Source organism: Curtobacterium sp. APC 4022, assembly GCF_030407555.1.
Classification (GTDB): domain Bacteria; phylum Actinomycetota; class Actinomycetes; order Actinomycetales; family Microbacteriaceae; genus Curtobacterium.
In genome coordinates this window covers 1-14,086 of the sequence record NZ_JASDDD010000072.1, presented here as the reverse complement: position 1 = coordinate 14,086, position 14,086 = coordinate 1, and the positions used below count along the sequence as shown (strand labels likewise).

General features: G+C 71.9%; 14 protein-coding genes. 10 read left to right on the top strand and 4 right to left on the bottom strand.

Annotation, left to right across the window (positions count from 1 at the left end):
• Positions 1 to 299 precede the first annotated feature (299 nt).
• Positions 300 to 881, top strand: a complete 582-nt coding sequence (locus tag QL987_RS15795; protein WP_111076449.1) for a LemA family protein — start codon at positions 300 to 302, stop codon at positions 879 to 881.
• 60 nt (positions 882 to 941) lie between these two features.
• Here the strand turns inward: QL987_RS15795 and QL987_RS15790 are convergent, their stop codons facing one another.
• Positions 942 to 2,165 (bottom strand): crosslink repair DNA glycosylase YcaQ family protein, encoded by a 1,224-nt coding sequence (locus QL987_RS15790; RefSeq protein ID WP_290158572.1) that lies wholly within the window; start codon positions 2,163 to 2,165, stop codon positions 942 to 944.
• Positions 2,166 to 2,271: 106 nt separating this feature from the next.
• Here QL987_RS15790 and QL987_RS15785 point away from each other — a divergent pair, with 106 nt between their 5' ends.
• From QL987_RS15785 to QL987_RS15770, 4 genes are all read left to right on the top strand, one after another.
• A complete protein-coding gene (locus tag QL987_RS15785) occupies positions 2,272 to 3,525 on the top strand; it encodes an AI-2E family transporter (protein ID WP_253467593.1) in 1,254 nt (417 codons plus the stop codon).
• 46 nt (positions 3,526 to 3,571) lie between these two features.
• Entirely contained in the window at positions 3,572 to 4,816 is a 1,245-nt protein-coding gene (gene ilvA, locus QL987_RS15780; protein WP_290158570.1) for a threonine ammonia-lyase, read from the top strand.
• Between the two features lie 202 nt (positions 4,817 to 5,018).
• Positions 5,019 to 5,600, top strand: coding sequence for a hypothetical protein (locus QL987_RS15775; protein WP_290158568.1), 582 nt, complete (start codon positions 5,019 to 5,021; stop codon positions 5,598 to 5,600).
• Positions 5,597 to 6,097 carry a DUF6611 family protein gene (locus QL987_RS15770; RefSeq protein ID WP_290158567.1) on the top strand — a complete coding sequence of 167 codons (501 nt, stop codon included), beginning with the start codon at positions 5,597 to 5,599 and terminating at the stop codon, positions 6,095 to 6,097. The genes QL987_RS15775 and QL987_RS15770 overlap by 4 nt, the downstream gene beginning before the upstream one ends.
• Positions 6,098 to 6,695: 598 nt before the next feature.
• On the opposite strand, the gene greA is transcribed toward QL987_RS15770, so the two are convergent.
• Both greA and QL987_RS15760 read right to left on the bottom strand, forming a co-directional pair.
• A complete protein-coding gene (gene greA, locus QL987_RS15765) occupies positions 6,696 to 7,184 on the bottom strand; it encodes a transcription elongation factor GreA (RefSeq protein ID WP_221849407.1) in 489 nt (162 codons plus the stop codon).
• Positions 7,185 to 7,286: 102 nt separating this feature from the next.
• Positions 7,287 to 7,610, bottom strand: coding sequence for a DUF4307 domain-containing protein (locus tag QL987_RS15760; protein ID WP_181439381.1), 324 nt, complete (start codon positions 7,608 to 7,610; stop codon positions 7,287 to 7,289).
• A 231-nt stretch (positions 7,611 to 7,841) separates the two neighbouring features.
• Here QL987_RS15760 and mca point away from each other — a divergent pair, with 231 nt between their 5' ends.
• Together mca and QL987_RS15750 are read left to right on the top strand one after the other, a co-directional pair.
• Positions 7,842 to 8,732, top strand: coding sequence for a mycothiol conjugate amidase Mca (gene mca, locus QL987_RS15755; protein WP_290158565.1), 891 nt, complete (start codon positions 7,842 to 7,844; stop codon positions 8,730 to 8,732).
• Positions 8,729 to 9,037 carry a hypothetical protein gene (locus QL987_RS15750; RefSeq protein ID WP_290158563.1) on the top strand — a complete coding sequence of 103 codons (309 nt, stop codon included), beginning with the start codon at positions 8,729 to 8,731 and terminating at the stop codon, positions 9,035 to 9,037. The genes mca and QL987_RS15750 overlap by 4 nt, the downstream gene beginning before the upstream one ends.
• A gap of 108 nt (positions 9,038 to 9,145) precedes the next feature.
• Here QL987_RS15750 and QL987_RS15745 read toward each other — a convergent pair whose 3' ends face one another.
• Entirely contained in the window at positions 9,146 to 9,868 is a 723-nt protein-coding gene (locus QL987_RS15745; protein WP_111076441.1) for a hemolysin III family protein, read from the bottom strand.
• Between the two features lie 76 nt (positions 9,869 to 9,944).
• On the opposite strand from QL987_RS15745, the gene QL987_RS15740 reads away from it, so the two are divergent.
• The 3 genes from QL987_RS15740 to QL987_RS15730 all read left to right on the top strand — a co-directional run bounded on the left by QL987_RS15740 (position 9,945) and on the right by QL987_RS15730 (position 13,839).
• Positions 9,945 to 10,730: an isoprenyl transferase gene (locus QL987_RS15740; protein ID WP_253467611.1), complete on the top strand. Its 786-nt coding sequence runs from the start codon at positions 9,945 to 9,947 to the stop codon at positions 10,728 to 10,730.
• 209 nt (positions 10,731 to 10,939) lie between these two features.
• Positions 10,940 to 12,052, top strand: a complete 1,113-nt coding sequence (locus QL987_RS15735; protein ID WP_290158560.1) for an aminotransferase class V-fold PLP-dependent enzyme — start codon at positions 10,940 to 10,942, stop codon at positions 12,050 to 12,052.
• 404 nt (positions 12,053 to 12,456) lie between these two features.
• Entirely contained in the window at positions 12,457 to 13,839 is a 1,383-nt protein-coding gene (locus QL987_RS15730) for a PhoH family protein (protein WP_290158559.1), read from the top strand.
• Positions 13,840 to 14,086: the final 247 nt, after the last annotated feature.

The following is a 14,086-nucleotide window of genomic DNA, read 5'->3' as shown; positions in this document are numbered from 1 at the left end:
TCCCCGGCCGTGTCCATCCTGTCCATCCCACGCGATCCGGGCGCTCCGGTCAACACCCCGCGCGGAGGAAGGCCCCGCTTCCGCGCCTCCGTGGCCGTTCCGGGTCGTTGTCCGGGTCCGTTCCGGATGCGCCCCGCGAACCGGGTGTGCATCACTCGGGAATCGGCCGTGAAGATCGGTCCTCGGCGAGGGCGCTCAGAGGCGCTCGGTAGGATCGATCCGGACCGCTGAGGTCCCATCCAGCGGGCTGCGGAGGTCCGCATGCAACTGCGGCCCGACGCGCAAAGGAGTACGCCCGAATGGACACCGGAGTCGTCACGACACTCATCGTGATCGGCGTTGTGGTCGTCGTCCTCGTGGTGATCGGGATCTGGTTCTGGTCGAGCCAGAAGTCCCTCACCGCGCTGCAGCACCGCGTCGACACCGCCTGGGCCGAGATCGCCGCCCACCTGCAGGAACGCGCCGAACTCATCCCCACCATCGTGGACACCGTGCAGGGTCATGCCGCGCACGAGAAGTCGGCGATCACGGCCGTGACCGACGCCCGCGCTGAGACCCTGGCCGCGCGTGATGCCGTCGCCGCTTCGGCTGCGGAAGGGCACATGCAGAAGGCGCTGAAGGGTGTGTTCCGCATCGCCGAGGGGTACCCGCAGCTGCAGTCCAGCCAGTCGTTCCTCGAGCTCCAGTCGCGGCTGGTGTCCACGGAGGACAAGATCCAGTCCGCCCGCCGGCACTACAACGGCGGCGTGCGCGAGCTCAACACGAAGGTGCAGTCGTTCCCGGCCTCGAGCATCGCGAAGCGTCGCGGTGTCGGCCAGGCGCCGTTCTTCGAGACCGCCGAACCGGCTGCGATCGCCGAACCGCCGCGGGTGCAGTTCTAGCGAGCCGCCCCGCAGGGAGCTGGTCGGGAGTCACCCGATCGGCCGTCACCCGATCGGCCGTCACCCGATCGGCACGACCGCGAGCGCTGCCCGCAGGGCCCCGGCCGCTGTCCCGCGGTCGGTGACCTCGACCCCGTCGAGCCCCTGCCACGCGGCCGTCCGCCGCAGCAACGCGGCCAACCGCTCGACGTCGATCCGCGCCCCGGGCTCGTGCCAGGCCGTCCGCACGTGCAGCACACCGCGCTGCCGGTCGCTCTTCAGGTCGATCCGACCGACCAGGGCGTCGTCCTGCAGCACCGGCAGCACGTAGTACCCGAACACCCGCTTCGGTGCCGGTGTGTAGATCTCGATCCGGTAGTGGAAGCCGAACACCCGCTCGGCCCGGGGACGGAACCACACCACCGGGTCGAAGGGGCTGAGCACGGCGTCGACCTCGACCCGGCGGGGCACCCGGGCGTCCACGTGCATCCATGCCCGGTCGCGCCACCCCTCGACCGACACCGGCACCAGTTCGCCGGCGTCCTGCAGCTCGGCGATCGCGGCAGCGGTGTCGTCGGAGCGCAGCCGGTGGTGGTCGGCCAGGTCGGCACGGGTGCCGACACCCACGGCACGGGCCGAGCGGCGGACGAGCTCCCGCACGGCGTCGGCCCGGTCGGGGGCGGCTGCGAAGTACCCCGACGGCAGCACCTGCTCCGGCAGCGCGTAGACCCGTTCGAACCCGGCGCGTCCGGCACTGACGACGTCGCCCCAGCGGAAGAGCTGTTCGAGCCCGTGCTTCACGTCGCTCCAGCCCCACCACGGCCCCCGTCGGACGTTCGACTCGTGTTCGACGGCGCTCGCGGGCATCGGCCCCTCGGCGGCGAGCAGGGTCAGCAGCTCGGTCCGGACCCGAGCGGTCTGCTCGACCCCGGCGATGCGCAGCGGGTTCGTGGTGTCGCGCTGCCGGTACGCGTCCATCCGCCACCGGAACAGCCGGAGGTCGTCGCGGGGGACGAAGGCGGCCTCGTGCGCCCAGTACTCGATCCACGGGCTGCGCTGCGTCAGCGTCAACCGGTCGAGGGCGCCCTTGTCGTAGGGACCCAGGCGAGCGAAGAGCGGCAGGTAGTGGCTGCGCTCGAAGACGTTCACCGAGTCGATCTGCAGCACTCCGAGTCGGGCGAGGCCGGCCGACACCGCCCGGGTCGGCGCGAGGGCGGTCGAACCGGTCGTCGGCGCTCGGCCAAACCCCTGCGCGGCCAGGGCGACCCGGCGGGCCTCGGCGGCGGAGAGCGTGGTCCTGACCATGACGGGAACGCTACCGAGCCCCGCCGACGCCCGGATCAGCCCGGCGTCGGACGTCACACATGCCGCGACCGGCACCTCCCCCGTTCCGCGTGGATACAGTGGCGGAATGGCATGGGGAAAGAAGACTCATCCCGACCCCGTGGTCGAGGACTCGGTACCGCTCGGCATGCGCATCGCGGGGGCGTTCTCGTGGCGCGTGCTCGTCGTCGCGGGCGTCATCGCCCTCTTCATCTGGCTGATGACGATCTTCAGCGAGATCCTCGTCCCCTTCCTCATCGGCGTCGTGATCTCCGCCCTGCTCGTGCCGATCTCGAACCGGCTGCAGCGCTGGCACGTCCCGAAGTGGCTCGCGGTGATCATCAGCCTGCTCGGTGGGCTCGCCGCGGTGGCCGCCCTGGTGTGGCTCGTGATCGACCAGATCATCGCCTCGTACCCGTCCCTCCGCGACCGCACGGTGTCCCAGTACGGCAACGTGCGGCAGTTCGTGCTCAACTCCGGATTCGGGATCTCACAGAAAGACGTCAACCAGTGGCTCGATGAAGCCACGAAGTGGGTGCAGGACCACTCGGGCACGATCCTGTCCGGTGTCGCGAGCGCCGGGTCGAGCGCCACGCACGTCTTCGAGGCGCTCTTCATCATCCTGTTCACCACGATCTTCCTGCTCATCGACGGCAAGAACGTCTGGCGCTGGACCGTCCGGCTCTTCCCGCGCAAGGCCCGCGCGACCGTCGACGGTGCGGGCGTCGCCGGCTGGATCACCCTGACGAGCTTCATCCGGGTGCAGATCTTCGTCGCGTTCGTCGACGCGGTCGGCATCGGCCTCGGCGCCTTCATCGTCGGGCTGTTCTTCGGCGGCATGCCCCTGGTGATCCCGATCGCCGCGATCGTGTTCCTCGGCGCGTTCATCCCGGTCGTCGGTGCGATCGTCACGGGCTTCCTGGCCGTCTTCGTCGCGCTCATCTTCAACGGGCCGCTCGCCGCCGTGCTGGTGCTCGGCGTCGTCCTGCTCGTCCAGCAGATCGAGGGCCACATCCTGCAGCCGCTCGTCATGGGCAACGCGGTCAAGGTGCACCCGCTGGCCGTCGTGCTCGGCGTGACCGCGGCCTCCGGTCTCGCCGGCATCTCCGGTGCGTTCTTCGCCGTCCCGCTCATCGCCACCCTGAACGCCATGGTCACGACCATCGCGAGCGGGCGCTGGCGGGGGCTCGACTCCGACCACGTCCTCGAGGCCACCCCGAAGCGCGGCCAACACGGGCGCATCCAGCTGCGGCGACGGCGGCACCAGGTCGGCGACGACGTCCCGGCGCCGGGCTCCGACGACGGTCCGGCCGCCGAGCCCGGCACCGCCAGCACCAACTGAGCGTCACGTGACAGCCGGACGCTCCGCGACCGACGATGATGGGACCGTGACCGACACGACTGCATCGCCGATCCCCACGCTCGCCGACATCGAGGCTGCGCGCGAGACGATCGCGGGCGTCGCGCGGGTCACGCCGATGGAGACGTCGAAGTTCCTGGAGGGGCTGCTCGGCTCCCCGGTGCACCTGAAGTGCGAGAACCTGCAGCGCACCGGCGCGTACAAGGTCCGCGGCGCCTACAACCGGCTGTCGACCCTGTCGGCGGCCGAACGGGAAGCGGGGGTCGTCGCCGCCAGCGCCGGCAACCACGCCCAGGGGGTCGCCTTCGCCGCCCGCGAGCTCGGCATCCCCGCCACGATCTTCACCCCGGTCGGCGTCGCCCTGCCGAAGCTGCAGGCCACCCGCCGGTACGGCGCGGACGTGGTGCTGCGCGGTCACTCCGTCGAAGAGGCACTGTCCGCCGCGAAGGAGTTCGCGGCCCGCACCGGAGCCGTCTTCATCCCGCCGTTCGACCACCCCGCCGTGATCGCCGGCCAGGGCACACTCGGGTTCGAGATCCTCGACCAGGTGCCCGACGTCGACACGGTCGTCGTCCCGATCGGCGGTGGCGGGGTCATCTCCGGCATCGCGATCGCCGTCAAGGGCCTCGCCGAACGCCAGGGCCGGACGATCCGGGTCATCGGCGTGCAGGCCGAGAACGCCGCCGCCTACCCGTCGTCCATCGCCGCGGGGGAGCCGCTGACGATCACGACCTCGCCGACGATCTCGGACGGCATCGCGGTCGCGCGTCCGGGCGACATGAACTTCCCGATCATCCGGGACCTCGTCGACGAGGTCGTCACCGTCTCGGACGACGACACCGCCCGGGCCCTGCTCGTGCTGCTCGAGCGCGCCAAGCTCGTGGTCGAGGCAGCGGGCGCGGTCGGCGTCGCCGCGATCATGTCCGGCGCCGTGCACGACACCGGCCGGACCGTCGTTCTGCTGAGCGGCGGCAACATCGACCCGCTCATGATGGAGCGCATCATCACCCGTGGGCTCGTCGCCGCGTCGCGCTACATCGGCATCCGGATCATGCTGCCGGACCGTCCCGGGCAGCTCGCCCGCGTGTCCCAGATCATCTCGGACGCCGGCGCGAACGTCGTCGAGGTCCTGCACACCCGGCACGGCCAGGGGCTCGTCATCAACGAGGTCGGGCTCGACCTGTCCATCGAGGCGCGCGGCCCCGACCACGCGGACGAGGTGATGGCCCGCCTGCAGGAGGCCGGGTTCCGTCCGGAGCAGCTCACCAACTGACGGGTCTTCCGCGCCGCCGCGGGGCAACCGGGACACCCGGAACGTCCTGGAGGCCCGCCACGGCTCCGACGTTCGGGCGCGTCGGGCGCACCACGCGCCTCCCGGTCGGCCGTGTCAGCGCAGCGCACGGATCCGCGCGCCGGGCGTCAGCGAGCCGTGAGGAGCGACCCGCGCGGGCGCTGCCGGGGTGAGGCTCGTCGGCATGACCTTGACCGCCATCCTCCCGTCGCTCCGTGCCTCGATCCCCGACCCGCTCGACCCGTCGGCCTGGCCGGCGCACACCGAGCCCACGACTGACGACGTGCGCATCAGTGCCGTGTCGATGGCCCGGTTGGCCGACGTCGCCGGTACCCCGTGCGTGCACACGGCGGAGGAGGCACCGCCCCGCTACCGCTCGCGGGACTGGACACCGCGCGGGATGAGCGTCGCGGTCGCCGCCGTGACCGGGGTGCGGCGGACGGACGTCGGCCTGGTGCTGGAACTCGACGCGGTGTTGCCGGCGTGCGCGGTGCTCGACGAGGCGCGGCTGATCGGACGACGGACCACGGCGCCCCGGGCGACGGCGGTCGTGCGTGATCCGCTGGCGGACGGCGAGGGTGCGGACGCAGCGGTGCTCGTCGTGCCGGCGGACGTCGCGGTCGGCGACCTGGTGTGCTTCCCGTGCAGGCGGGCGCTGACCCACCGGGAGGTCGTGGTGACCCACCATGTCGCGCCGGTGTCGACAGCGTCGCCCGTCGTCCCCGCTCCGTTCTCAACTCCGGCCTCCGTCGGGTCGTCGCGATGACCGCCGTCGAGGGTGTCCGGACCCGGATCGTCAACGGTCCGCACCGCTGGGGACGACTCGACGTCCGACCGGTCGGCCGCACGATGTGGGAGACCCGGACGCTCGTCGTCTACCCGCCCGGCACCGACCGACATGAACGGCTGCTGCTGCGCCTCGCGCACGCCTGGCCGCTGGCGGGCGTCGTGGTGGCGGGAGCGGCCACGGTCGCCTGGACTTCGGCGCCCGTCCTCGGCGCACTCGTCGGGTTCGCCCTGTACGCGCTCGGGTTCCTCGTGCTGCGATCGATGACGCGGCGGCTGCGTCCGCTCGTCCGGTCCCTCACCGTGACGACGTTCCACGGCAGTGGCCGGCCCGAGGTGCACGGCCAGGTGCACCTGTTCGCGGTGTCGCTCGACGCGCTGTCGGCGTTCGAGGACGCGCTGCGTGCGGGCAGGGTGGACGCGGTCGCGTTCGAGGCGGCCTGGGGCCACGTCTGGAACGCCCTGCCTGCGCGCTGACCGCCGCCTCTTTCGCTGTGGAGGCCGGGCTGAGGCACACCCGCCGCGCGTCCGCTGCCGACCGTCGCACCCGCCGTGCGTTCGCTGCCGACTCTCGGACCCGCCGTGCGTGCGGCGCCGACTCTCGGACCCGCCGTGCGTGCGGCGCCGACTGGTCACGTTCTGTCGGTCTGCAGAGCTCAGACCGACAGAACGTGACCAGTCGGCGGCCTGTCCCCGGTGCGTCGTGACCACTCGGTGCAGGGCAGGGCAGGGCAGGTCCGGCCTGGACCCGCGGTCCGGTCGGGAGGCGCGTGCCGACCTGGCGGACGCTGGTCGAGCCTCCAGACGGTCGCTGGTCCCTGGTCCCTGGTCCCTGGTCCCTGGTCACCGGTCCCTGCTCCCTGGTCCCCAGTCCCCGGGCGCCGACCGGCGGGGGACTCGCCGAGCCGGGCTGCCGACTGGTGACGTCCCGTCGGTCTGGGGCGCCGAGAGCGACACGTCGTGACCAGTCGGCGGAGGTGAGCGGGCTGTCGTGACCACTCGCGCAGGCGCACACGACCCCGAACGCGCAACAGCCCGGCGTGCGCGAGGCGCACGCCGGGCTGGATGTGAGGCCCTACGGCTCGTAGCGCTCGACGTTCGTCACCTGGACGGCGATCTCCTTGCCGTTCGGCGCCGTGTAGGTCGTCGAGTCGCCAGCGCGGAGGCCGACGATCGCGGCACCCACCGGGCTGACCGGGCTGTACACGGTGAGGTCCGAGCCCTCGGCGACGATCTCGCGGTTGCCGACCAGGAACGTCGAGGCGTCCCCGGCGATCGTGGCGGTGACGACGGTGCCGGGCTCGACGGTGCCGTCGAACTGCGCCTCCGTGACGGTGGCGTGCTTGAGGAGCTCGGTGAGGGCGCGGATGCGGGCCTCGATCTTGCCCTGCTCGTCCTTGGCGGCGTGGTAGCCACCGTTCTCCTTGAGGTCGCCCTCTTCACGTGCAGCTTCGATGCGGCTCGCGATCTCGATGCGGGCCGGGCCGGAGAGCTGCTCGAGCTCGGCGGTGAGACGGTCGAACGCCTCCTGGGTCAGCCAGGTGCCCTGCGTGTCGTTGCTCATGTCGTTTCCCTTCGGCCGTGGCGGTCGGGACCGGTCACAGCGTGTGGCGCAAAAGAATCGAGACCGGCCAGCGGCCGGTCTCGATCCGTGATTCCGAGCAGTCTAGGGAACCCAGCACGAGTGGATCAACCCGGTGACGGCCCGGGTCGTCGTGTTCACCTGCGTGGAGATCGAGCGGTCACGCTGCTCCTCGGCCGGCAGCGTCACGACCCGCCAGCCGACGATCGTGTACGACTTGTCGAGCGCCTGCACCGCACACTGCACGCTGGTGCCCGGGTCGACGGCGACCTGGGTGTGCACGACGACGCTGTGGTCGGACAGGACCTCGTACCCGACGTCGTCGGTGTCGAGCCCGTGCGTGGTCTGACCGGGGCCCGCCCAGATCACCCAGACGGCGAACACCACCGCGATGGCGACCGCGATCACGACGGCCAGCAGCTTGCCGCGGCGCCGGGTGTCCGCACTGCGTCCGTACCGGTCGTCGAGTGACGTCCGGCCGTCGAGGACGGTGGACGTGCCACGTGCGGTTCCGCCTGCTGGGGCGTGGTGCTGATCGGACAGTTCGGGGCTCCCGGGGTGATTATCCTGATCCCAGGGTAGTTCACGCTCGCCGTGCGCCACCCGCGACCGCAAGTCCGTGAGCTGTGAAGGAACGCCGTGCCCCATCGTCTGCTGGCCGTGCACGCCCACCCCGACGACGAGTCGAGCAAGGGAGCGGCCACGGCGGCGAAGTACGTGGCCGACGGCGCCCAGGTCCTGGTCGTCTCGTGCACCGGCGGTGAAGCGGGGGACATCCTCAACGAGCAGCTCTCCGACACCGCCAAGGCCCGGGCACACCGAGACATGGCGGGCTTCCGGCGGACCGAGATGGCCGCCGCGCAGGCAGCGCTCGGCATCGACCACATCTGGCTCGGCTACCACGACTCCGGTCTGCCCGACGCCGAGAAGGGCGAGACCGTCCGTCCCGGCACGTTCTCGACCGTCCCGCTCGAGTACAGCACCGAGGCGCTGGTCCGCGTGATCCGGCGCTTCCGTCCGCACGTCCTGGTCACCTACGACGAGAACGGCGGCTACCCGCACCCCGACCACATCCGGACGCACGAGGTCTCGGTCGCCGCCTGGCACGCCGCCGCCGACCCCGAGCAGTACCCGGAGGCCGGCCCGGCCTGGTCCGTCGCGAAGCTCTACTACGAACGCACGATGAACCCGCGTCGGTTCTCCGCCTTCCACGATGCCCTGCGCGAGCGCGAGCCGGAGAACCCCCTGCTCGAGCAGCTCGGCGAGTGGGTGGCCCGGTTCGCGGACCGGCCGGACCTCGCCACGTCCCACGTCGACGTGCACGAGTACTTCGAGGCCCGTGACGACGCCCTCCGTGCGCACGCCAGCCAGGTGCCGCCGGACAGCCCGTTCTTCTACTGGCCGAACGACCTGCTCGCCGAGGTCTGGCCCACCGAGGACTACCAGCTCGTCGAGTCCCGGGTCCCCACCGAGCTCCCCGAGTCCGACCTGTTCGCAGGCATCCCATCCGAAGAGGACGCGCACGCGTGAGCACCATCGCTGCAGTACTGGCCGCCACCACCCCCAGCCCGAGCCCGAGCGGCGTCCCCGACGTCGACGTCACGCCCGGCGTCGCCGGCTTCGTCGCGATCGCCCTGGTCGCGATCGTGACCATCCTGCTCGTCGTCGACATGACCCGACGCATCCGCCGGACCCGCTACCGCGCCGAGATCCGCGAACGCCTGGAGGCCGAAGTGTCCGGCGACTCCACCGACGGCCCGGTGGCGGACGAACCGCGCCGCCGCGCCGACGAGGACGGCCGGGCGGACGTCGGCGACGACACCGAGCGCGGCTGACGCGCTTCCTCGGTCGACGCGACCCCTGACGGACGGGAGGCTCCCCACCAGCTGGTGGCGAGCCTCCCGTCCGTCATCCGGTCCGGCCCGCCACCGGCGGTGACGAGGTCAGCGGACGGGGTGCAGCGCGATCACGAGGATGCCCGCCCACTGCGCCGCGAACGCGACGACGGTGAGGGCGTGGAAGACCTCGTGGAAGCCGAAGAACGTCGGCGAGGGGTTCGGCCGTTTGAAGCCGTAGACAGCGGCGCCGAGGATGTACGCCAGCCCGCCGGCGAGCACGAGCACCGTCATCGGGACGCTCGCGGCGAAGAGCTGCGGCAGGATCAGGAACGCCGCGCAGCCGAGCGCCAGGTAGAGCGGCACGTACAGCCACCGCGGAGCGCCGATCCAGAAGACGCGGAACGCGACACCGAGCAGTGCGCCGCCCCACATCACCCACAGCACGATCACCATCAGCTCGTGCGGCAGCGCGCAGACCGCGACGGGCGTGTACGTGCCGGCGATGAGCAGGAAGATGTTCGTGTGGTCGATGCGCTTGAGCACGCGCTTCACGACCGGGCGCCAGGGGAAGCGGTGGTAGGTCGCCGAGACGCCGAACATGATGAGCGACGTCGCCATGAAGACCGCGCTCGCACCCTTCGCCGCCGGGGTGGCCGCGAGGGTGACGAGCACGATCCCCATGGCCGCGGCGAGCGGGAACGTGCCGGCGTGGATCCAGCCGCGCCATGCCGGGCGGGTGTCGGCGGCGCCGACCATGGTGGGGGTGGTCTCGGCCTCCTCCGTGAACGGCACGTGCGGGAGGGCCGGTGCGCCCTGGTCTGACTGCATGCTCCGACCGTACGGCCGGGGGACGGGGCGGTGGCTGAGAGTCGACACGAGGGGTGCTTGCACTACAGTCGACGCCGTGACGGGCAGGCTGGGATGGGCGGGGCGTGGGCTCCTCTACCGCGCCTACCAGAAGCGCATCCGACGCGAGATCGACGGGGCGCAGAAGCCCCGCCACGTCGCGATGATCGTGGACGGCAACCGGCGGTGGGCCCGGCAGCTGGGCCTCGAGACCGCGGCGCACGGACATCGAGCGGGCGCGGCGAAGATCCCCGAGTTCCTGTCCTGGTGTGAGGACCTCGACATCCAGGTCGTCACGCTCTACCTGCTCTCCGCCGACAACCTCAAGGGCCGCGGGGGCGAAGAACTCGACCAGCTCGTCGGGATCATCGCGGACCTGGCCGAGCGGCTGTCACACCACCGCACCTGGCGCGTCCAGCACGTCGGCTCGAACGACGGTCTGCCCGCCGAGCTCGTTGCTGCGCTCGCGGCGGCCGAGGCCCGCACCGCGGACCACACCGGGCTGCACATCAACCTCGCGGTCGGCTACGGCGGGCGGCGCGAGATCGCCGACGCCATGCGGAGCATCGTCCGCAGCCACGGTGAGGGTGGCGGGACGCTCGACACCCTGGCCGAGGTCCTGACGCCCGAGCTGATCGGCGACCACCTGTACACGCAGGGGCAGCCGGACCCGGACCTGATGATCCGGACCTCGGGGGAGCAGCGGCTGTCGGACTTCCTGCTGTGGCAGAGCGCGCACAGCGAGTTCTACTTCGTCGAGGCGTTCTACCCGGACCTCCGCGAGGTCGACTTCCTCCGCGCGGTGCGTGACTTCGGGTTGCGGTCGCGGCGCTTCGGAGGCTGAGGGCGGGGCGCGTCCACGCTGCGTGTGGCGTTCCCGCTGCGCTGCCTGTGCTGTTCCGTCTGCGCTTCCTGTGCCGTTCCACAGGAAGCGAGGTCTGCTCAGGGCTTGCCGAGGGCCCGTTCCCGCTCCTGGCGCTTCCCGGACTGCATTCGCCCCGGTGGTCCGGTCCCAGTAGGCTCACAGGGTTCTGCCCACTGGAAGGTGTCCCCGTGACCACGATCGACGAGTACGTCGCCGGCTTCGCCGAGGAGCCCGGTTACCTCGACCACGCGGCCTTCGGTCCCGTGCAGACCGCCGTCCTCGAGGAGCAGCGCGTCCTCGGCCACATCCAGGAGCACATGCGCTTCGGGGCGATCGAGACGCTCGACGAGCAGGACGCCCGGGTCCGTGCCGTCGCCGCCCGCCTGGTCCGTCGCCGCGAGGACCAGGTCGTCTCCCAGACGGCCACCACCCCCGGCCTGCTGCACACCGCGTTCGGCCTGACCGGAGGCGTGCTCGTCGCCGCAGACGAGTACCCGTCGCTGCCGCTCGCCCTCGCCAGCGCCGCCTCGGCCACCGGCGGTCGCGTGCAGCCCGTCGTCATCGAGTCCGGCGCCGGCTGGCTCACCCCCGACCTGATCCGCGAGCGGCTGTCCGACGACGTCACCGCGGTCGCACTGTCCCTCGTCGACTGGCGCACCGGCTACCTGGCCGACCTCGCCGCCATCCGTGACGTCATCGGCGACCGCCTGCTCATCGTCGACGCCATCCAGGGCTTCGGCATCGTCGACGCCCCGTACGAGGTGGCCGATGTCGTCGCCACCGGCGGGCAGAAGTGGCTGCACGCCGGATGGGGCACCGGCTTCACTGCGTTCAGCGACCGGGCCCTCGAGCGCGTCAAGCCGGCACTGTCCGGGCCGCACGGCACGATCGGCTGGCCGACCGAGGTGCCGAGCGTCCGCCCTGCCGCTGCCGCCTTCGCCATGTCGCGCGTCGATCCCGTGTCCCAGGCGCGTCTGGCCGTGTCGCTCGAGCGCCTCACCGCCGTCGGGGTCGCCGCCGTGCAGGAACGGATCGCCGACCGGATCGATCGGGTCATCGACATCGCGGACGAGTTCGGGCTGCCCGTCGAGTCCAGCCGCGACCCCCGGGAGCGTGCCGGCATCGTCGTCCTCCGCCCCGCTGCCGGCCGGCTCACGGCACTCACCGCGGCGATGCACAACCACGGGGTCACGGCGACGGCCCGCCTGGGCGAGGTCCGGGTCTCGGCGTTCGCGTCCACGACGGACGAGACGCTCGGCATGTTCCGCGACGCGTGCGTCTCGTACGCCACGATGGGCTGACGCCGGCGCTTCCTGCTCCTGCTCTCGGCTGGCGCGGTCCGGCTCGGCTCCCGCCCACCGGTCACGACGCCCCGTCTGCGTCTCGCCGAGCGGTCACGGATGGTCGCTCCGGGGGCGTGGGAGCGACGTTTCGAGACCGCTCGGCGCGGGGCACGCGGGCGTGGCGGGCGGACGGGAGGCCCGTGGCGGGGCGGCACCGCGCCTCCCGGACGTTCAGCGGGACGACACACGACCGTAACCGCCGGAACAGGCGTGTCGCTGGTGCCGTTCGTCCGCGCGTCGTAGCTTGGCGACATCGGGCAACGCGCCCGGTCGGAGCGGCCACGGTCGGTGCTCCGGGACCGCTCCAGTGGCCGCGTCGAAGGACATGACCGGGCCGAGCGCGGCCCGGGGATGGAGTGGTCGTGACCTCTCAGAACGTCTCTCGCGGAACGTCTTCCACCTCGCCGCAGCCCACCGCTGCGAGCAGCCGGGCCGCGGACTCGTCCACGCCGGTCGCCCAGCGCACGTACGTGCTGGACACGTCGGTGCTGCTCAGCGATCCGCGCGCACTGTTCCGGTTCGACGAGCACGCGGTGGTCCTGCCCGTCGTGGTCGTCAGCGAACTCGAGTCGAAGCGCAACGACCCGGAGATCGGGTACTTCGCCCGGCAGGCACTGCGGATCCTCGACGAGCTGCGCATCGAACACGAACGCCTCGACTTCCCGATCGCGGTCGGTGACGGCGGCTCCCTGCGCGTCGAACTGAACCACTCCAACCAGTCCGTCCTGCCCTCGGGGCTGCAGCTCGGCGACAACGACTCCCGGATCCTGGCCGTCGCGTCGAACCTGGCCAACGACGGGCTCGACGTGGTCGTCGTGTCGAAGGACCTGCCGCTCCGCGTGAAGGCCGCGTCGATCGGCCTCGCCGCGCAGGAGTACCGCGCCGAACTCGCCGTCGACAGCGGCTACACGGGCATCACGACACTGCAGGTGTCCGGGGACGAAGTCGCCGACCTCTACGAGAAGGAGGAGATCCGCACCCCGGAACTCGACGGCGTCCCCGTCAACACCGGCGTCGTCATCCACTCCGAACGCGGCTCGGCACTGGGCCGCGTGCACTCGGCCGGTGCGGTGTCGCTCGTGCGTGGCGACCGCGAGGTCTTCGGCCTCCGCGGCCGCTCCGCCGAACAGCGCCTGGCGATCGACGCGCTGCTCGACCCGGAGATCGGCATCGTCTCACTAGGTGGCAGCGCCGGCACCGGCAAGTCGGCGCTCGCCCTGTGCGCCGGACTCGAGGCCGTCCTGGAACGCCAGCAGCACAAGAAGATCATGGTGTTCCGCCCGCTCTACGCCGTCGGTGGGCAGGAACTCGGGTTCCTGCCGGGCGACGCCTCGGAGAAGATGAACCCGTGGGCGCAGGCGGTGTTCGACACGCTCGGCGCGCTGGTCTCGGAGAACGTCCTGGACGAGGTCGTCGAACGCGGCATCCTCGAGGTCCTGCCCCTCACCCACATCCGCGGACGCTCCCTGCACGACGCGTTCGTGATCGTCGACGAGGCGCAGTCCCTCGAACGGAACGTCCTGCTCACGATGCTGTCGCGCATCGGGCAGAACTCGCGCGTGGTGCTGACCCATGACGTCGCGCAGCGGGACAACCTGCGGGTCGGTCGGCACGACGGGGTCGCCTCGGTGATCGAGCGGCTCAAGGGGCACCCGCTGTTCGCCCACGTGACGCTGACGCGGTCGGAGCGCTCGGCGATCGCGGCGCTCGTGACGGAGATGCTGGACTCGCCGGACCTCGCGTAGCGCGGCGGCCGCGGCGCCGGGCGGCGCGGGCCGGCGCGGGCCGGCCGGCCCGGCCCGGCCCGGCGGGCCGGCCGGTGTCGGTCGGACCGGCACAACGGAAACCGTTCCGAACCACGGGATGCCGTGGTTCGGAGCGGTTTCGGTTGTGCGCCGCCGCTTCGCACCGGGGCACGGGGCGCGGTGGCGACCGGGGGACGGACGGGAGGCGCGGTGCGGGCCGGTGGCGCCGGGCCGGCGGCGGGCGGAC